Origin of the sequence: Arthrobacter sp. NPDC097144, assembly GCF_044762205.1 — a bacterium.
Taxonomy (GTDB): Bacteria; Actinomycetota; Actinomycetes; order Actinomycetales; family Micrococcaceae; genus Arthrobacter_B.
In genome coordinates, this window is record NZ_JBIWDW010000001.1 from 595874 (window position 1) to 608763 (window position 12890).

The 12890-nt window shown below is 64.4% G+C and carries 12 protein-coding genes; 1 reads left to right on the forward strand and 11 read right to left on the reverse strand.

Going from position 1 to position 12890, the window contains the following annotated elements; translation table 11 throughout:
- Window positions 1-63: 63 nt before the first annotated feature.
- The 11 genes from ACIQXM_RS02785 to ACIQXM_RS02835 all read right to left on the reverse strand — a co-directional run bounded on the left by ACIQXM_RS02785 (window position 64) and on the right by ACIQXM_RS02835 (window position 11164).
- The gene (locus ACIQXM_RS02785) at window positions 64-981 is read right to left on the reverse strand and encodes a carbohydrate ABC transporter permease (protein ID WP_400927239.1); all 918 of its coding nucleotides are present in this window, start codon (window positions 979-981) and stop codon (window positions 64-66) included.
- Window positions 978-1916, reverse strand: coding sequence for a carbohydrate ABC transporter permease (locus tag ACIQXM_RS02790; protein WP_400927242.1), 939 nt, complete (start codon window positions 1914-1916; stop codon window positions 978-980). Before ACIQXM_RS02790 ends, ACIQXM_RS02785 begins: the two co-directional genes overlap by 4 nt.
- A 277-nt stretch (window positions 1917-2193) precedes the next feature.
- Window positions 2194-2649, reverse strand: a complete 456-nt coding sequence (locus tag ACIQXM_RS02795; RefSeq protein WP_400927245.1) for a DUF3817 domain-containing protein — start codon at window positions 2647-2649, stop codon at window positions 2194-2196.
- A gap of 237 nt (window positions 2650-2886) precedes the next feature.
- A complete protein-coding gene (rbsK, locus tag ACIQXM_RS02800; protein WP_400927248.1) occupies window positions 2887-3804 on the reverse strand; it encodes a ribokinase in 918 nt (305 codons plus the stop codon).
- Window positions 3805-3808: 4 nt separating this feature from the next.
- Window positions 3809-4831, reverse strand: coding sequence for an aldose 1-epimerase family protein (locus ACIQXM_RS02805; protein WP_400927250.1), 1023 nt, complete (start codon window positions 4829-4831; stop codon window positions 3809-3811).
- A complete protein-coding gene (gene fucP, locus ACIQXM_RS02810; RefSeq protein ID WP_400927253.1) occupies window positions 4818-6164 on the reverse strand; it encodes an L-fucose:H+ symporter permease in 1347 nt (448 codons plus the stop codon). Before fucP ends, ACIQXM_RS02805 begins: the two co-directional genes overlap by 14 nt.
- Complete coding sequence (deoC, locus tag ACIQXM_RS02815; protein ID WP_400927256.1) at window positions 6164-6820, reverse strand: deoxyribose-phosphate aldolase; 657 nt, start codon at window positions 6818-6820, stop codon at window positions 6164-6166. Before deoC ends, fucP begins: the two co-directional genes overlap by 1 nt.
- Window positions 6821-6939: 119 nt before the next feature.
- A complete protein-coding gene (locus ACIQXM_RS02820) occupies window positions 6940-7890 on the reverse strand; it encodes a sugar-binding transcriptional regulator (RefSeq protein WP_400927259.1) in 951 nt (316 codons plus the stop codon).
- Between the two features lie 120 nt (window positions 7891-8010).
- Entirely contained in the window at window positions 8011-9549 is a 1539-nt protein-coding gene (locus ACIQXM_RS02825) for a tripartite tricarboxylate transporter permease (RefSeq protein ID WP_400927262.1), read from the reverse strand.
- A complete protein-coding gene (locus ACIQXM_RS02830) occupies window positions 9549-10187 on the reverse strand; it encodes a tripartite tricarboxylate transporter TctB family protein (protein ID WP_400927265.1) in 639 nt (212 codons plus the stop codon). Before ACIQXM_RS02830 ends, ACIQXM_RS02825 begins: the two co-directional genes overlap by 1 nt.
- On the reverse strand, window positions 10184-11164 hold the full coding sequence (locus ACIQXM_RS02835) for a Bug family tripartite tricarboxylate transporter substrate binding protein (protein ID WP_400927267.1): 981 nt from the start codon (window positions 11162-11164) through the stop codon (window positions 10184-10186). The genes ACIQXM_RS02830 and ACIQXM_RS02835 overlap by 4 nt, the downstream gene beginning before the upstream one ends.
- Before the next feature lie 237 nt (window positions 11165-11401).
- On the opposite strand from ACIQXM_RS02835, the gene tcuA reads away from it, so the two are divergent.
- A complete protein-coding gene (gene tcuA, locus ACIQXM_RS02840) occupies window positions 11402-12886 on the forward strand; it encodes an FAD-dependent tricarballylate dehydrogenase TcuA (protein ID WP_400927270.1) in 1485 nt (494 codons plus the stop codon).
- Window positions 12887-12890: the final 4 nt, after the last annotated feature.

Sequence of the window (12890 nt, forward strand, 5' to 3'; positions counted from 1 at the left end):
TCAAAGGTTTGTTCCGAAGCTGATGCTCCGGATGGTTCCACAGGCGCAGTGGCATATGGGTGCTTATTTGATGGATCCCGCGGTAAGGCCGCGGACAATGAAGCGCTGGCCGAAGATCACCAGCAGGAGGGTGGGAATGATGGCCAGCACCGTGCCGGCAAGGACCAGTCCGGCGTTGAAGTTGTCCGCCGAACGGAGCTGGGTGATGCCAATCTGGATGGTCTGCATTTCCGGGGTCTGGGTGACCAGCAGCGGCCAGAAGTACATGTTCCATGCCGAGAGGAAGGACCAGATTCCCAGGGCCGCCAGGGTGGGCTTGGACAGCGGAACCAGCACGGACCAGAGGAACCGGAAGTGTCCGGCGCCGTCGATGCGGCTGGCTTCCCAAAGTTCCACGGGGAAGGACATAAACGCCTGGCGCAGCAGGAAGATGCCGAATCCGTGGGCCAGGAACGGGAGCACCAGCGCCGGCACCGTGTTGATCAGTCCGGCTGAGGACATGGTCAGGTAGTTCGGGATGATGATCGCTTCGGCGGGGACCATCATGCTGCACAGGAACAGGCCAAACCAGAATGCCTTCCAGCGCACCTTCAGGAACACCAGGGCGTAGGCGGCCAGCAGGGACGTTATCAGCTGTCCGGCGGTGATCAGCCCGGCCATGACCACGGAGTTCAGGTACTGGCGGGCAAGCGGAATGTTATCCAGGGCGCCGGCGAAGTTTTCGAACTGGAATCCGTGCAGCGGCCACAGGGATGCCGGATAGGCGTTGATGTCCGCCGGGCCCATGAAGGAGCCGACAAACCCAAAGTAGACCGGAAAGAGAACGACGACGGCGCCCAGGGAGAGGGCGGCGTAGGACAGGACACGGCCCAGCGTGAGCGGACGCCGCTGACGCTTCAGCGGTGCAGCGGCCCGGCGCTCGGACCTCCGGGTGCCGGCTGTCCGGGGTGCGGCGGCTGCGGAGACAGTTGCGCGGCTCATCGGTAGAACACCTTTCGTTCCAGGACGCCGAATTGGACCACGGACACCGCAACCACGATGATCAGCAGCACGACGGCCTGGGCGGAGGCATAGCCGAAGTTTGAATTATTGTTCGCGAAAGCCTGTTCGTAGATCGAGTACACCAGCGTGGTGGTGCTGTCCTGCGGGCCGCCCTTGGTGAGGATGTGAATCTGCCCGAAGCTCTGCAGGGCGTGGATGGTTCCGGTCACCAGCAGGAAGAACAGCTGCGGGGTGAGCAGCGGCATGATGATGGAACGCTGCATCCGCCATCCGTGGGCGCCGTCCAGCCTGGCCGCCTCCACTACGTCCTCCGATACGGCGCCGAGTCCCGCGGAGAGGACCAGGAGGTTGTAGCCCAGCTGCATCCACACGGTGGCCAGCGAAACGGAAACCAGTGCCCAGGCCGGGTCCGTGAGCCAGCCCACGCGGTCCAGTCCGAAGACGCCCAGCATTCCGTTGAGCACTCCCGTGGCCTGGTTAAACATCACTCCGAAAATGACGGACGCGGTGGCCACCGAGTAGGCGAAAGGCAGCGCAAAGGCCGTCCGGAAGAACCGGACGCCTTTGATTTTCTGGTGCAGCAGCAGGGCGAGGCCCAGTGCAATTGCAATGGAGGGAATCACCGTCAGCAGCGTAAAACCGAGGGTCACTCCCATGACGGTCCAAAAACCGGAATCGGTAAAGAGCCGGGTGTACTGGTCGAAACCGACAAAACCCGACGGCCTGCCAAAGAGGTCGCTGCCCTGGAAAGAGAGGAAAACCGAGCGGCCCAGCGGGTAAAAAAGGAAGAGTGCAAAAACCAGCAGGGCGGGAACCAGGTACCACATGGCCCTGATGCTGCCGCGGTCCGCCGCCTGCCGCGGCGCTGCGGGCGAAGGCGGGGTTACCAGGGCCGGTTTGCTGAAGGAACTCATGCTTCGATGCCCGTAAAAGCGGGCGTTGAAGCGGTGCGTGGACAGCGGACGGTCCCATCCGGATGCAGTAATTCACTGCACGATATTTTCATTGCTTTTCCGTCCATGATCATCCGGCGATAATCGTCGCCGGCGGGCGAGTGTTGCCTGAGTCACAGTACCTAATCTTTTTTAACTTAGGCAAGAAACAGCAGGTCAACAATCGGTGAACATCGGCGGAGACAAAACCAGGCATATGCAATTTCCATTGCATATGCCTGGGCAGGTAATTCGGGGGCTAACTCACGGAGACGGGCGGGCCGATGACCAGCAGGACGCAGAAGACGACGGCGATGGCCACCAGCGCCGCTGCTGCCGACAGCGCAGGACGGCGCAGCACCATGGCCTGGACCTTCTCGGCAGGACCCGCGGGGGCCTCGCCGCCGGGTGCCAGGCGCCAACCGCCGTCGAGTTTTCCACGCCGGTCCATGGTGCGCTCAAACGGAATGGTGGTGTACGGAATGACGGCAGTAACCAGCCCCAGGAAAATGGTCGGCACCGCCCACTTCTGGTTCACTCCCACAAAGACCGTACTGGCGGCATAGGAGAGGAACACGAAGCCGTGCACTCCCCCGGCGATCGGCATGAAGGTTTCATTGCCCAGGACGTATTTGGTGAACATGGCGGCCAACAGCAGGGTCCAGGTGACGGCCTCGGCAAAGGCCAGGCTGCGGAACAATTTACGGGGAGTCATCGGGCTCTCTCGGTCGGGGCGTGGAGCTTGCGGCAACGCGAAGTTACCAACGAGTTGTCAGTATCGTACCGCGGGAGTCGCCCGCGGCTGGTCTGCACAGGGGGCAATGCGAGGAAGATCAACCCTTTGATTGACTCCGCCGGGACCCTGTTTCAGCTGCCGTCCAACGGCAAAGGACGCCGCCTGCCGCTTTTGCAAGCGGGAAGGGGCGCCCTTTATGAATCAGCCGCGGGAAAATCAGCCGCGGGCGGCCAGAACCGCATCAAATTCAGCGCGGGTGGCGTAGGACGTCTGCGTGCCGCGCTTGGTCACCGAATCAGCAGCATATTCGTTGGCTGTCACCAGCGAAGCCCGGACATCCCCGGTCTCCACCAGGCAGTGGCTGAAGCAGCCGATGAACGCGTCGCCGGCACCCGTCGTGTCCAGCGCCGGAACGGCGCGCCCCTCCAGCAGGACGGAGCCGGCTGCGGAGAGCCAGAGGACACCGCGGGAACCCATGGTCACAATGACGTTCTTGACGCCGTGGTCCAGGATGGTCTGCGCTGCGGCCTGCACCTCTTCCAGGGTCTGCACCGGCATCCCCGTGAGCAGGGCCAGTTCGGTTTCATTGGGAACGAAGTAGTCGCAGCGGGCCACCTGGGCAAAGTCCAGGTCCTCAGTGGCCGGAGCCGGATTGAGCAGCACCGGGATACCGTGCCGGTTGCCGAAGTCGATGGCTGCGTAGACGGTCTCGAGGTTCACTTCCAGCTGCAGCACGATCAGTGAGCACCGGGCGATGGCATCTGCCGCGTCTTCAATGTCCGACGGCGTGAGCAGGGCATTGGCGCCCTTGGCAATGACAATGGAGTTGCGCGAGTTGTCGTCCACGAAGATCGGTGCCACGCCGCTGGTGGCCTCGGATTCCAGCACGTACGTGGTGTCGATGCCGTTGGCTTCGAAGTTGCGCCGGGTGGTTTCGGCGAAGGCGTCGTTTCCAACCCGGGTCAGCATCAGCACCGCGGAACCCATGCGTGCGGCGGCCATCGCCTGGTTGGCGCCTTTGCCGCCGCAGCCCATCTGGAAATCCCAGGCCTCAACGGTTTCGCCCTCGTCCGGCATCCGGCTGAGGTAGGAGACCAGGTCCACCATGTTGGAACCGATTACTGCAATATCCATAAAACTAAGCCTTCTCTTTGATGCCGGTGCTGACGGAGAAGGAGCGGGATGCTCCCGGCGCCAGTTCAATCAACGTTCCCGCTGCTTTTGCGGCGAGGGATCCTTCCGGACGGGATGTCCCCGGCAGCACAAAGGCGGCCACGCGCTGGTCCCCGTTGTGCAGCAGCCACCGGGTAGCCACCGGGAAGTCCGCGCCGGCAAACCGGGTGGCGAAGGTGACGCCGTCGGTGCGTTCGAGGAGGAACTCCAGCGTCCCGCCGAGGGAATCCAGCCCATCGGCGAAAAAGACGATCTCCGGGTCATACCCCGCGGCCGCATCCAGGATGTCCGGATTGACCTGCCCGCTGCGGATGGCCTCGTTCAGGGCGGTCCACTGCGGGGTGGGCGTGACATGCGCCGGAACGCTGTCCCGCAGCTTGAAAGCACCCTCGGGCAGGGACTGCGTCATCCGTGCCCCGTCCGCGAAGGCGTAGTTCATATGGCACATGTACTGCAGCGGCATGGTGCGTGCAGCGGACAGGTTGGTCACCGTCAGGTCGATGTCGAACATCGCCGAACCGGCATGCAGCCGAACGGCGGGAACGGCGTCGTAGTGGTCCCCGAAGCCTTTCACATATTCGTAGCGCCCGGAGACTGCCACTGAGTCGGCGTCGATTTCCAGCCAGGCTTCGTCGAAGTCCGCGCAGGGGAACTCGCCGTGCAGCGGATGCGTATCCTCCGGGGAGGGGCATCCGGCGGAGAGCAGGCCCGAGTGGAAGGCGAAGCAGCCGTAGGTGTCCTCGATCAGCCGGGCCGGCCGGGGCTGGCGGAAGGTGGAATCCATCCGCAGGCTCACGCCGTCGAACTCCGCATCCCAGATCATCTGGCCCAGGAACGGCAGGACTTCCACCCGGCCGCGGGAGTTGCGGACGGTCACGGATTCGATGCCGCTGGGGTACCGGACACCGGTGACGGTGAACTCCGGCGATTCCACCAAGGTGGTTTCGGCGGCGGAGAAGGAGCCGCGCGCCAGATTAATGCGATACATAATCTGCGGTCCTTTCCAGGCCGGCGGCGCATGCTTCGGAGCGGCGCAGGTGGCGGAAGTGCAGGAAGACTGCCAGGAAGCAGACCAGGGAGACCGCGAAGGAGAGCTGCAGGGAACCGGTCAGGTCCGAAGCCAGGCCCTGGACCACGGGGATCACTGCACCGCCAACAATAGCCATGACCAGCACCGCGCCGCCGGTTTCCGTGTGGCGCTTGTCCTCAATGGTGTCCAGGGTGCGGCCGAAGATGGTGGCCCAGCAGGGTCCGAAGAGCCCGGAGACCAGGATCGCGGCCCAGACGGCGGTGATGTTCGGTACCAGCATCACGTAGACCAGTGCCAGGCTGCCGAGCACGGCGAAGCCCATCAGGACTGCGTTGACGTTGAACCGGGTGATCAGGAAGTTTGCTGCCATCTTGCCCAGGAAGAAGGCCACAAAGGCGAAGAACATGTAGTTGGTGGCGTTGCGCTCATTGAGCGAGTCATCCAGGTTCAGGGCCAGCCGGATGGTGAAGGACCATACGGCGGTCTGCATGCCCACGTACATGAACTGGGCAAAGATGCCGCGCAGGAATTCCTTGTTGCGCGCCAGGTAGGCCAGGGTTTCGCCGATCCGTGCGGTGGCTTCGTGGGTCTTGTCGCGCAGCGGCTTGCAGTGCGGGAACCGGGTCAGCGCCACCACAATGAAGACAACCACGAGGATCATGATGATGTATTTGTACGGCATCAGGGTTCGCTGCAGCATGTCGGCACTGAAGGCAACCTTTTCCTCCGCGGACATGGTGGACATCTGGCTTTCCAGCGTGTCCCCGTCGGTGAAGACCAGGTACTTGCCCAGCAGGATGCCCAGGATTGATCCGATGGGCGTGAAGGTTTGGGAGACGTTCAGGCGCCAGGTGGAGGTGGGCTTGGGGCCCAGCAGGGTGGAGTAGGTGTTGCAGGCGGTCTCCAGGAAGCTGAGGCCGACCGCAATGGCGAACAGTGCCACCAGGAACATGCTGTAGGTGGCCATGTGGGAGGCCGGGAAGAAGGCGGCGCAGCCGAGGATGTAGACGCCCAGGCCAATCAGGATGCCGGTTTTGTACGTGAACCGGCGGATGATGCGCGAGGCCGGAATGGCGATGACAAAGTAGCCGCCGTAGAAGGCGGACTGCACAAACGCAGTGGCCAGGTCCGAGAGCGTGAACACGGACTTGAACTGGGTGATGAGGATGTCATTCAGGCTGGCAGCGGCGCCCCACATCGGGAAGCAGAGCGAAATCAGCAGGAACTGGAACCACGGAATGCGGCTGAGGTAGCCGTCCGGCTGCTGGACGGCGGAAGTCTTGAAGAGCATTAGAGGGTGCTGCCTGCGAGGATGCTTGCTCCTGCCGAAGCGCCGATCCGGGTGGCACCGGCGTCCACCATGCGGGCCAGATCCTCAGCGGTGCGGACGCCGCCGGAGGCCTTGACGCCCAGGTCCGGGCCAACGGTTTCGCGCATGATCTGCACGGCTTCCACCGTGGCGCCGTGCTTGGAGAAGCCGGTGGAGGTCTTGACGAAGTCCGCACCCGCGGCGACGCTGCAGCGGGAGGCTTCGGCGATCTGCTCGTCATCAAGCAGGCAGGTTTCCAGGATGACCTTAACCAGAGCCTTGCCCGCGGCGGCCTCGACGACGGCACGGATTTCCGCTTCGACGTCGTCCCAGGCTCCGGCGAGTGCCCAGCCGATGTTGATGACCATGTCCACTTCATCCGCACCGTTGGCCAGTGCGTCCTTGGTTTCAAAGACCTTGACGGCGGTGGTGGAGGCGCCCAGCGGGAACCCGACCACGGTGCAGACGCCAACCGGCGTGCCTTCAGCGGCACGGCTGGCCAGGGCCACCCAGGCAGGGTTGACGCAGACCGTTTTGAACTCGTGTTCTACGGCTTCCTGGACAAGGGTTTCGATCTGCGTGGCTGTTGCCGTCGGGGCAAGCAGTGTGTGATCGATGAGCTGCGAAATCTTCGACATGTGAGCCTCCTCATTGAGGGTTTTCACTCACTGTAGAAGTGGCTTGGAACACATGTCAAATTACTGTTTTACATGTGTGCCGATGCGTTTACATGTGCGGCGATGAGCGGCATGCCCGATTAAGAGGCTGCCCGCCGCCGGGAAGCGTTGAGCACGCGCTGCGCGGTATCGGAGTCGATCACGAGGTGCGTCGCGTAGCCGGCCCGCAGGGCGGCCTCGATGGCTGTCACCTTCTCTTCTCCGCCGGCCACGAGGAGCCGGGTGGGGATTCCGCGCAGGTCCGCCAGAGTGATGCCGACCGTCCGTTCATCGAGCTGGGGCACGCAGGCATTGCCGTCGTCGTCGATAAAGCGCGAGCAGATGTCACCGACGGCCCGGGCGGAGATGCCGGCTTTTTCGGTTTCACTGAGGTAGCCGAGGTTGAACAGCATGGCGTCGGGGCGGATGGCGCCGACGGTAAAGACGGCCACGTCGGCCTCCCTGCCCATCTGGATCACCCTGCGGATGTGCTTTTCCTCCTCCACCAGCCGCTTGACCTCCACGCTGTCAAAAATGACGGGCAGCGGCAGGGTGCGGGCAAACGCGCCGAAGGCATTGCAGAACAGGGTGATGGTTTCAAAGTCGTTGGTGGCACGGGTGGTGTAGGAAACCCCGCCCTTGAGCTGGATGATTTCCACGCCGTGGCGTTCCTGCCGGGACAGGCTCCGGGCCACGGAGTACATGGTGGAACCCCAGGTGACCCCCACAAGGTCCCCGTCGCGGACGTTCTCGGCGAGTACGGCGGCTCCCACCTTTCCGAGTTCACCCAGCAGGTGCGGGGCATCGGGAACGACGGCGAGCCGGACATCCGCGAGGCCGAAAACTTCGCGCAGCTCCGCGGCCAGGGTGGAGCCCTGCTCCCGGGGATCGTGGATGGCGATCGTGACGTAGCCGCGGTCCTTGCCGTACTGGATGAGCTTGGACACCGTGGGACGCGACAAACCGAGGCGCTGGGCCACTTCGCCCTGGGACAGCCCGGCCTCGTAATACAGCTTGACCGCGTCCAGCGCCTGGTTCTCGCGCGCATCCATTGGAACTCCTTCGTCCGCTCCTCACCGTGAGGTTGCCCACAGTGATTCTTCCATCTTCCGGCCAACAAAACGGCCGGCCGCGGATAACCGCGGCCGGCCGTTGGTTTTTGTGCCGGTCCGTTACACCGTTTCAAGCTCCTGTGCAGCTGCTGCCCGGCGGTCATCACGGCGGTGCCGCAGGTGCTGCAGGGCGCTGACGAGCAGGGCAACCACCAGCACCAGGTAGAGCGTGATGGTGATGGGGCTGCCCACCAGGATGCCCAGGTCCCCTTCGGAGACGGCCAGGGCACGGCGCAGCTCGGTCTCCGCCATCGGACCCAGGATGACCGCAATCAGCACGGGGGCCAGCGGAATGCTGTAGCGGCGCATCATGAAGCCCACCAGGCCGATGGCGATGAGCAGCCACAGGTCGATCAGCGAGGAACTCACCGCGTAGACACCCAGCACGGAAAAGACCGTGATGCCGGCGTAAAGGTAGTGCCGGGGAATCGTCAGCAGCTTTGCCCACACGGAAGCAAACGGCAGGTTGATGATCAGCAGCATGACCAGGCCGATGAAGAGCGAGGCCAGCAGGGCCCAGACCAGGTCGCCGGAGCGCTCAAAGAGCAGCGGGCCCGGCTGCATGCCGTACTGCTGGAACGCAGCAAGCATGATCGCGGCGGTGGCCGACGTCGGCAGGCCCAGAGCCAGGAGCGCACCCATGGCGGTTCCCGCCGTCGCGTTGGCTGCGGCCTCCGGCGCTGCGAGGCCCTTGATGGAGCCGGTGGTGCCGAACTCGGGGTCCTTGCGCCGCTTGGCGAGCGTCTTTTCCGTGCCGTAGGCCAGGAAGGTGGGAACCTCGGCGCCGCCGGCGGGGATCAGGCCGAACGGAGCGCCGAAGGCGGTGCCGCGCAGCCAGGCCGGCAGTGCCTTGCGGAAGTCCTTGAAGTTGATGCGCGCGTTGCCGCGGGTTTCCAGCCGGGTGGCCACCGGGTCGCGGTGGATCCGGGAGGCAACGTGGAACACTTCACCCAGTGCCAGCAGGCCAACGGTGATGACGATGACGGAGATGCCGTCGAAGAGCTGCGGCAGGCCGAGGGTGAAGCGGGCGGTGCCGCTGGGCCCGTCGATGCCCACCAGGGCCAGGGCGAGTCCGATTCCCAGGGCGGCGATGCCCCGGACCACTGATTCGGACACGACGGCGGAGATCGCCAGGAAGGCGAAGACGGCCAGGGCGAAGTACTCCGCCGGACCGAAGACCGTGGCCAGCTTCACCAGGGTGGGAGCGAAGAACACCACCAGCGTGGTGGCGATGAGGCCACCTATGAAGGCGCCGATGGCCGCGGTGGCCAGCGCCTTGGCGGCATGGCCGTTCCGGGCCATGCGGTGGCCTTCAAAAGTGGAGGCAATGGCCGAGGAATTGCCGGGGGTATTCAGCAGGATGCCCGCAGTGGAGTCACCAAAGAGCCCGCCGAAGTAGATTCCGGCGAACATGATGAACGCGGCGGTGGGTTCCAGCGAGAAGGTCACCGGAAGCAGCAGTGCCACGGCCATTGCGGAGCCCAGGCCGGGCAGGACGCCGACGGCGGTGCCCAGCACGGCGCCGATCAGCACCCAGAGCAGGTTTATGGGGGTCAGCGCGTGCGCGAACCCTTCAAAGAGCAGTCCGATCTGATCCATCAGAGCATCCCTCCCAGGAAGCCGGAGGGCAGGTTCAGGCCCAGGCCGGCGTTGAACGCGAGCTGGACGGCGGAGGCGAACAGCAGCGACACCCCCACATCAAAGAGCGGACGCTTGCTGCCCATGGCGTAGCAGATGACCCAGAAGAGGAAGGCTGCACTGATGATCCAGCCAAGGATGTTCAGCGCTGCGGTGAAGACAACCACGCCGCCGACCACCAGGCCGACGGTGCGCCAGTCGGAGTAGGTCTTGTAGACGGCAGGAGCTCCGGCGGCGTCGCCGTCGTCGTCATGCCGGGCGGCGAACTCATGCTCGCCGGAGAGGTCATCCAGCATGGCGCCGGAGAAGTTGCCGCGGCCCGGGTGGATCCGGGTGTCGGGAACGTTGGGACGCCGGATCACGGAGATGGCCAGCGCCGTGGCGACGGCATAGAGCGCAATGCACACGAGGATCGGAAAGAACCGGGGTCCGGGCGAGGCGGTGCCCTGCACGTTCATGGTGGCGGTGCCGATGGTCAGGAAAATGGCCACGGCGTAGAGCACCGCCACCACCACCAGTTCGCTGCGGCCCTCCAGCGCCGGCCGGCGCGGCGGCGGGTCAGTCTTCAGCGGTGCGGGCTTGTCCTGGGCGAGGCTCATAGTCCAAGCTCCTTTACGATTGTGCTGGCCGTGGAGACTTCGTCCTGGATGAAGGTTTCGAACTCCTCGCCGGTGGCAAAGCTGTCGGTCCAGCTGTTGCGTTCCAGGGTGTCTTTCCATTCATCGGACTCACGCATTTCAGTGATGATGGCAATGAACTCGGCCTTGGCCTCGTCCGTGATGCCGGGGGCGGCCACCACGCCGCGCCAGTTGGACATGGCAACATCCACGCCCTGTTCCTTGAAGGTGGGGATGTCCACGCCGTCCAGCCGCTCCTCGGAGGAGATGGCCAGGGCCCGCAGGGTGCCGGCCTCAATCTGATCCGCAACTTCGTTGTAGCCGGACATGCCCACCGCGGTGGTGTGGGAGAGCAGCGAGGTGAGGGCCTCGCCGCCGCCGGAGTAGGCCACGTAGTTTACTTCGGCGGGGTCGATGCCGACCTCCTGGGCGAGCAGGCCGCTGAGCAGGTTGTCGATGGAGCCCAGCGAGCCGCCGCCGATGGAGTTGCCGCCCGGGTTCTCCTTCCAGGCCGCCAGGAAGTCATCCAGGGTCTGGAAGTCGGAATCAGCGGTAACCACCAGGACGTCAAAGTCATCCGCGAGGCGCGCAATCGGCACAACGTCGGCCATCGATTCGGGGTTGTCGGCAAGCTCGATGGCGCCAACCATCACGCCGCCGGTGACCAGCAGGGCGTCCTCGCGGCCCGGAGTCTGGACAAACTGGCTCAGGCCAATGGTGCCGCCGGCGCCGGGGACATTCACCACCTGCGGATTGTTGACGATTCCGTTGCTGCGCAGGGCCTGCTGGGACTCGCGGGCAAACCCGTCCCACCCTCCGCCCGGCGCCGCCGGGGCAATCAGGGTGAGTTTGCTGCGCGCGGTGGCGGTGCCGCCGGATGCCGCCGCGTTGACGAACGCCAGGACCGTAACCACGGCGACGACGAGGGCAAAGACCCCCGTGCGGATGGACTTTTTCATTGTTCCCGTTCCAATACTTCGTTGTCGGACGGACGGTGTTCGGTGCAGGTGTACTGGTTGTACACAAGGACATACATATACCGCAGGTGACGCAGATCACCACAATAGGTGTCTATGGCGCAGGTAACAAACGAGACCAATATGACCCTTATTTGACGGGGGCGCTTGAATCCGTAGACTCAATGCCATTCGCAGTGTCGATGTATACAACGGTATGCAATGAGTCAGGAGCAGCACATGGCAGTGGCAGAAAATCCCGGTTCCGTCAGCACGGACGTAGTGGTGGTGGGCGGCGGCAACGCAGGCTTCACTGCCGCGCACGCCGCCGCCGAGCGCGGGCGGTCGGTGATCCTGCTGGAGAAGGGTTCCGAGGACCTCTCCGGCGGCAACAGTTTCTACACGGCCGGTGCCACCCGGATTGTCCACGGAGGCCTGGAAGACCTGGCCGGACTCATCGAGCCTGACGAGAGGCATGCCACCACTGAGGTTCCCCCGTACACAGCTGAGAACTATGCCTCCGACCTGGCCAAGGTGACTGAGGGCCGCAATGATCCGGACATGACCAAGGTCCTGATCGAGGAGAGCCAGTCAACGCTGCGCTGGCTGAACAGCCTCGGACTGAAGTACCGCCTCATGTATGAGCGCCAGGCCTACGAGCGCCCGGACGGCGGCTACCTGTTCTGGGGCGGGCTGCATGTCGGCAACGTGGGCGGCGGCGAGGGCATGATGGCGGACCACACCCGCGTGGCCCGGGAACACGGCGTCGACATCCGCTACGCCAGCCCGGCAACCAAACTGCTGCACGACGGCGGCCGCGTGACCGGCGTCGTCGTTTCCAGCCCGGACGGCGACTATGAAATCCATGCCGAATCCGTGATCCTCACCGCCGGCGGCTTCGAGTCAGACCCGGCCCTGCGCCGCGAACACCTCGGCGAGGGCTGGGAAAACGCCAAGGTGCGCGGCACGCCGTGCAACACCGGTGACATGATCCTGGCCGCGCTGGAGATCGGTGCGGCACGCGGCGGCGACTGGAACACCTGCCACAGCGTGCAGTGGGATGCCTTCACCGAGGAGAACGAAAGCAACCGAGAGCTCACCAACCGCCTGACCCGGCAGAGCTATCCCCTGGGCATCATCGTGAACCGCGACGGCGAGCGCTTCCTGGACGAGGGCGCGGACTTCCGCAACTACACCTACGCCAAGTACGGGCGCGAAATCCTGAAGCAGCCCGGCTCCGTCGCCTGGCAGATCTTCGATGCCACACTGCGGCCCATGCTGCGCACCGAGGAGTACGACATGCCCGGAGTCTCCGTGGAAACCGCGGACACCATCGGCGAACTGGCCGCCAAGATCGGCATCAGCGCCGAAGCCCTGGAGAAGACCGTCACCGGTTTCAACTCCTCCATTGACCGCAGCGTGGACTTTGATCCGAACGTCCTGGACGGCCGCGCCGCAGCCACCGAACCGGTCAAGAGCAACTGGGCAGTTCCCCTGGAAACCGGACCGTTCTACGCCTACGGCGTCACGTGCGGCATCACCTTTACCTTCGGCGGGGTTAAGGGCGACACCTCGGGCCGCGTGCTCGACGCCGGGGGCAACCCCATCCCGGGGCTCTTCGCCGCCGGCGAGATGCTGGGCGGGCTGTTCAGCACCAACTACCCCGGCGGATCAGGCCTGGCGGCAGGCTGCGTGTTTGGCCGGCGGGCGGGTTCGCTGGCCTAGGACC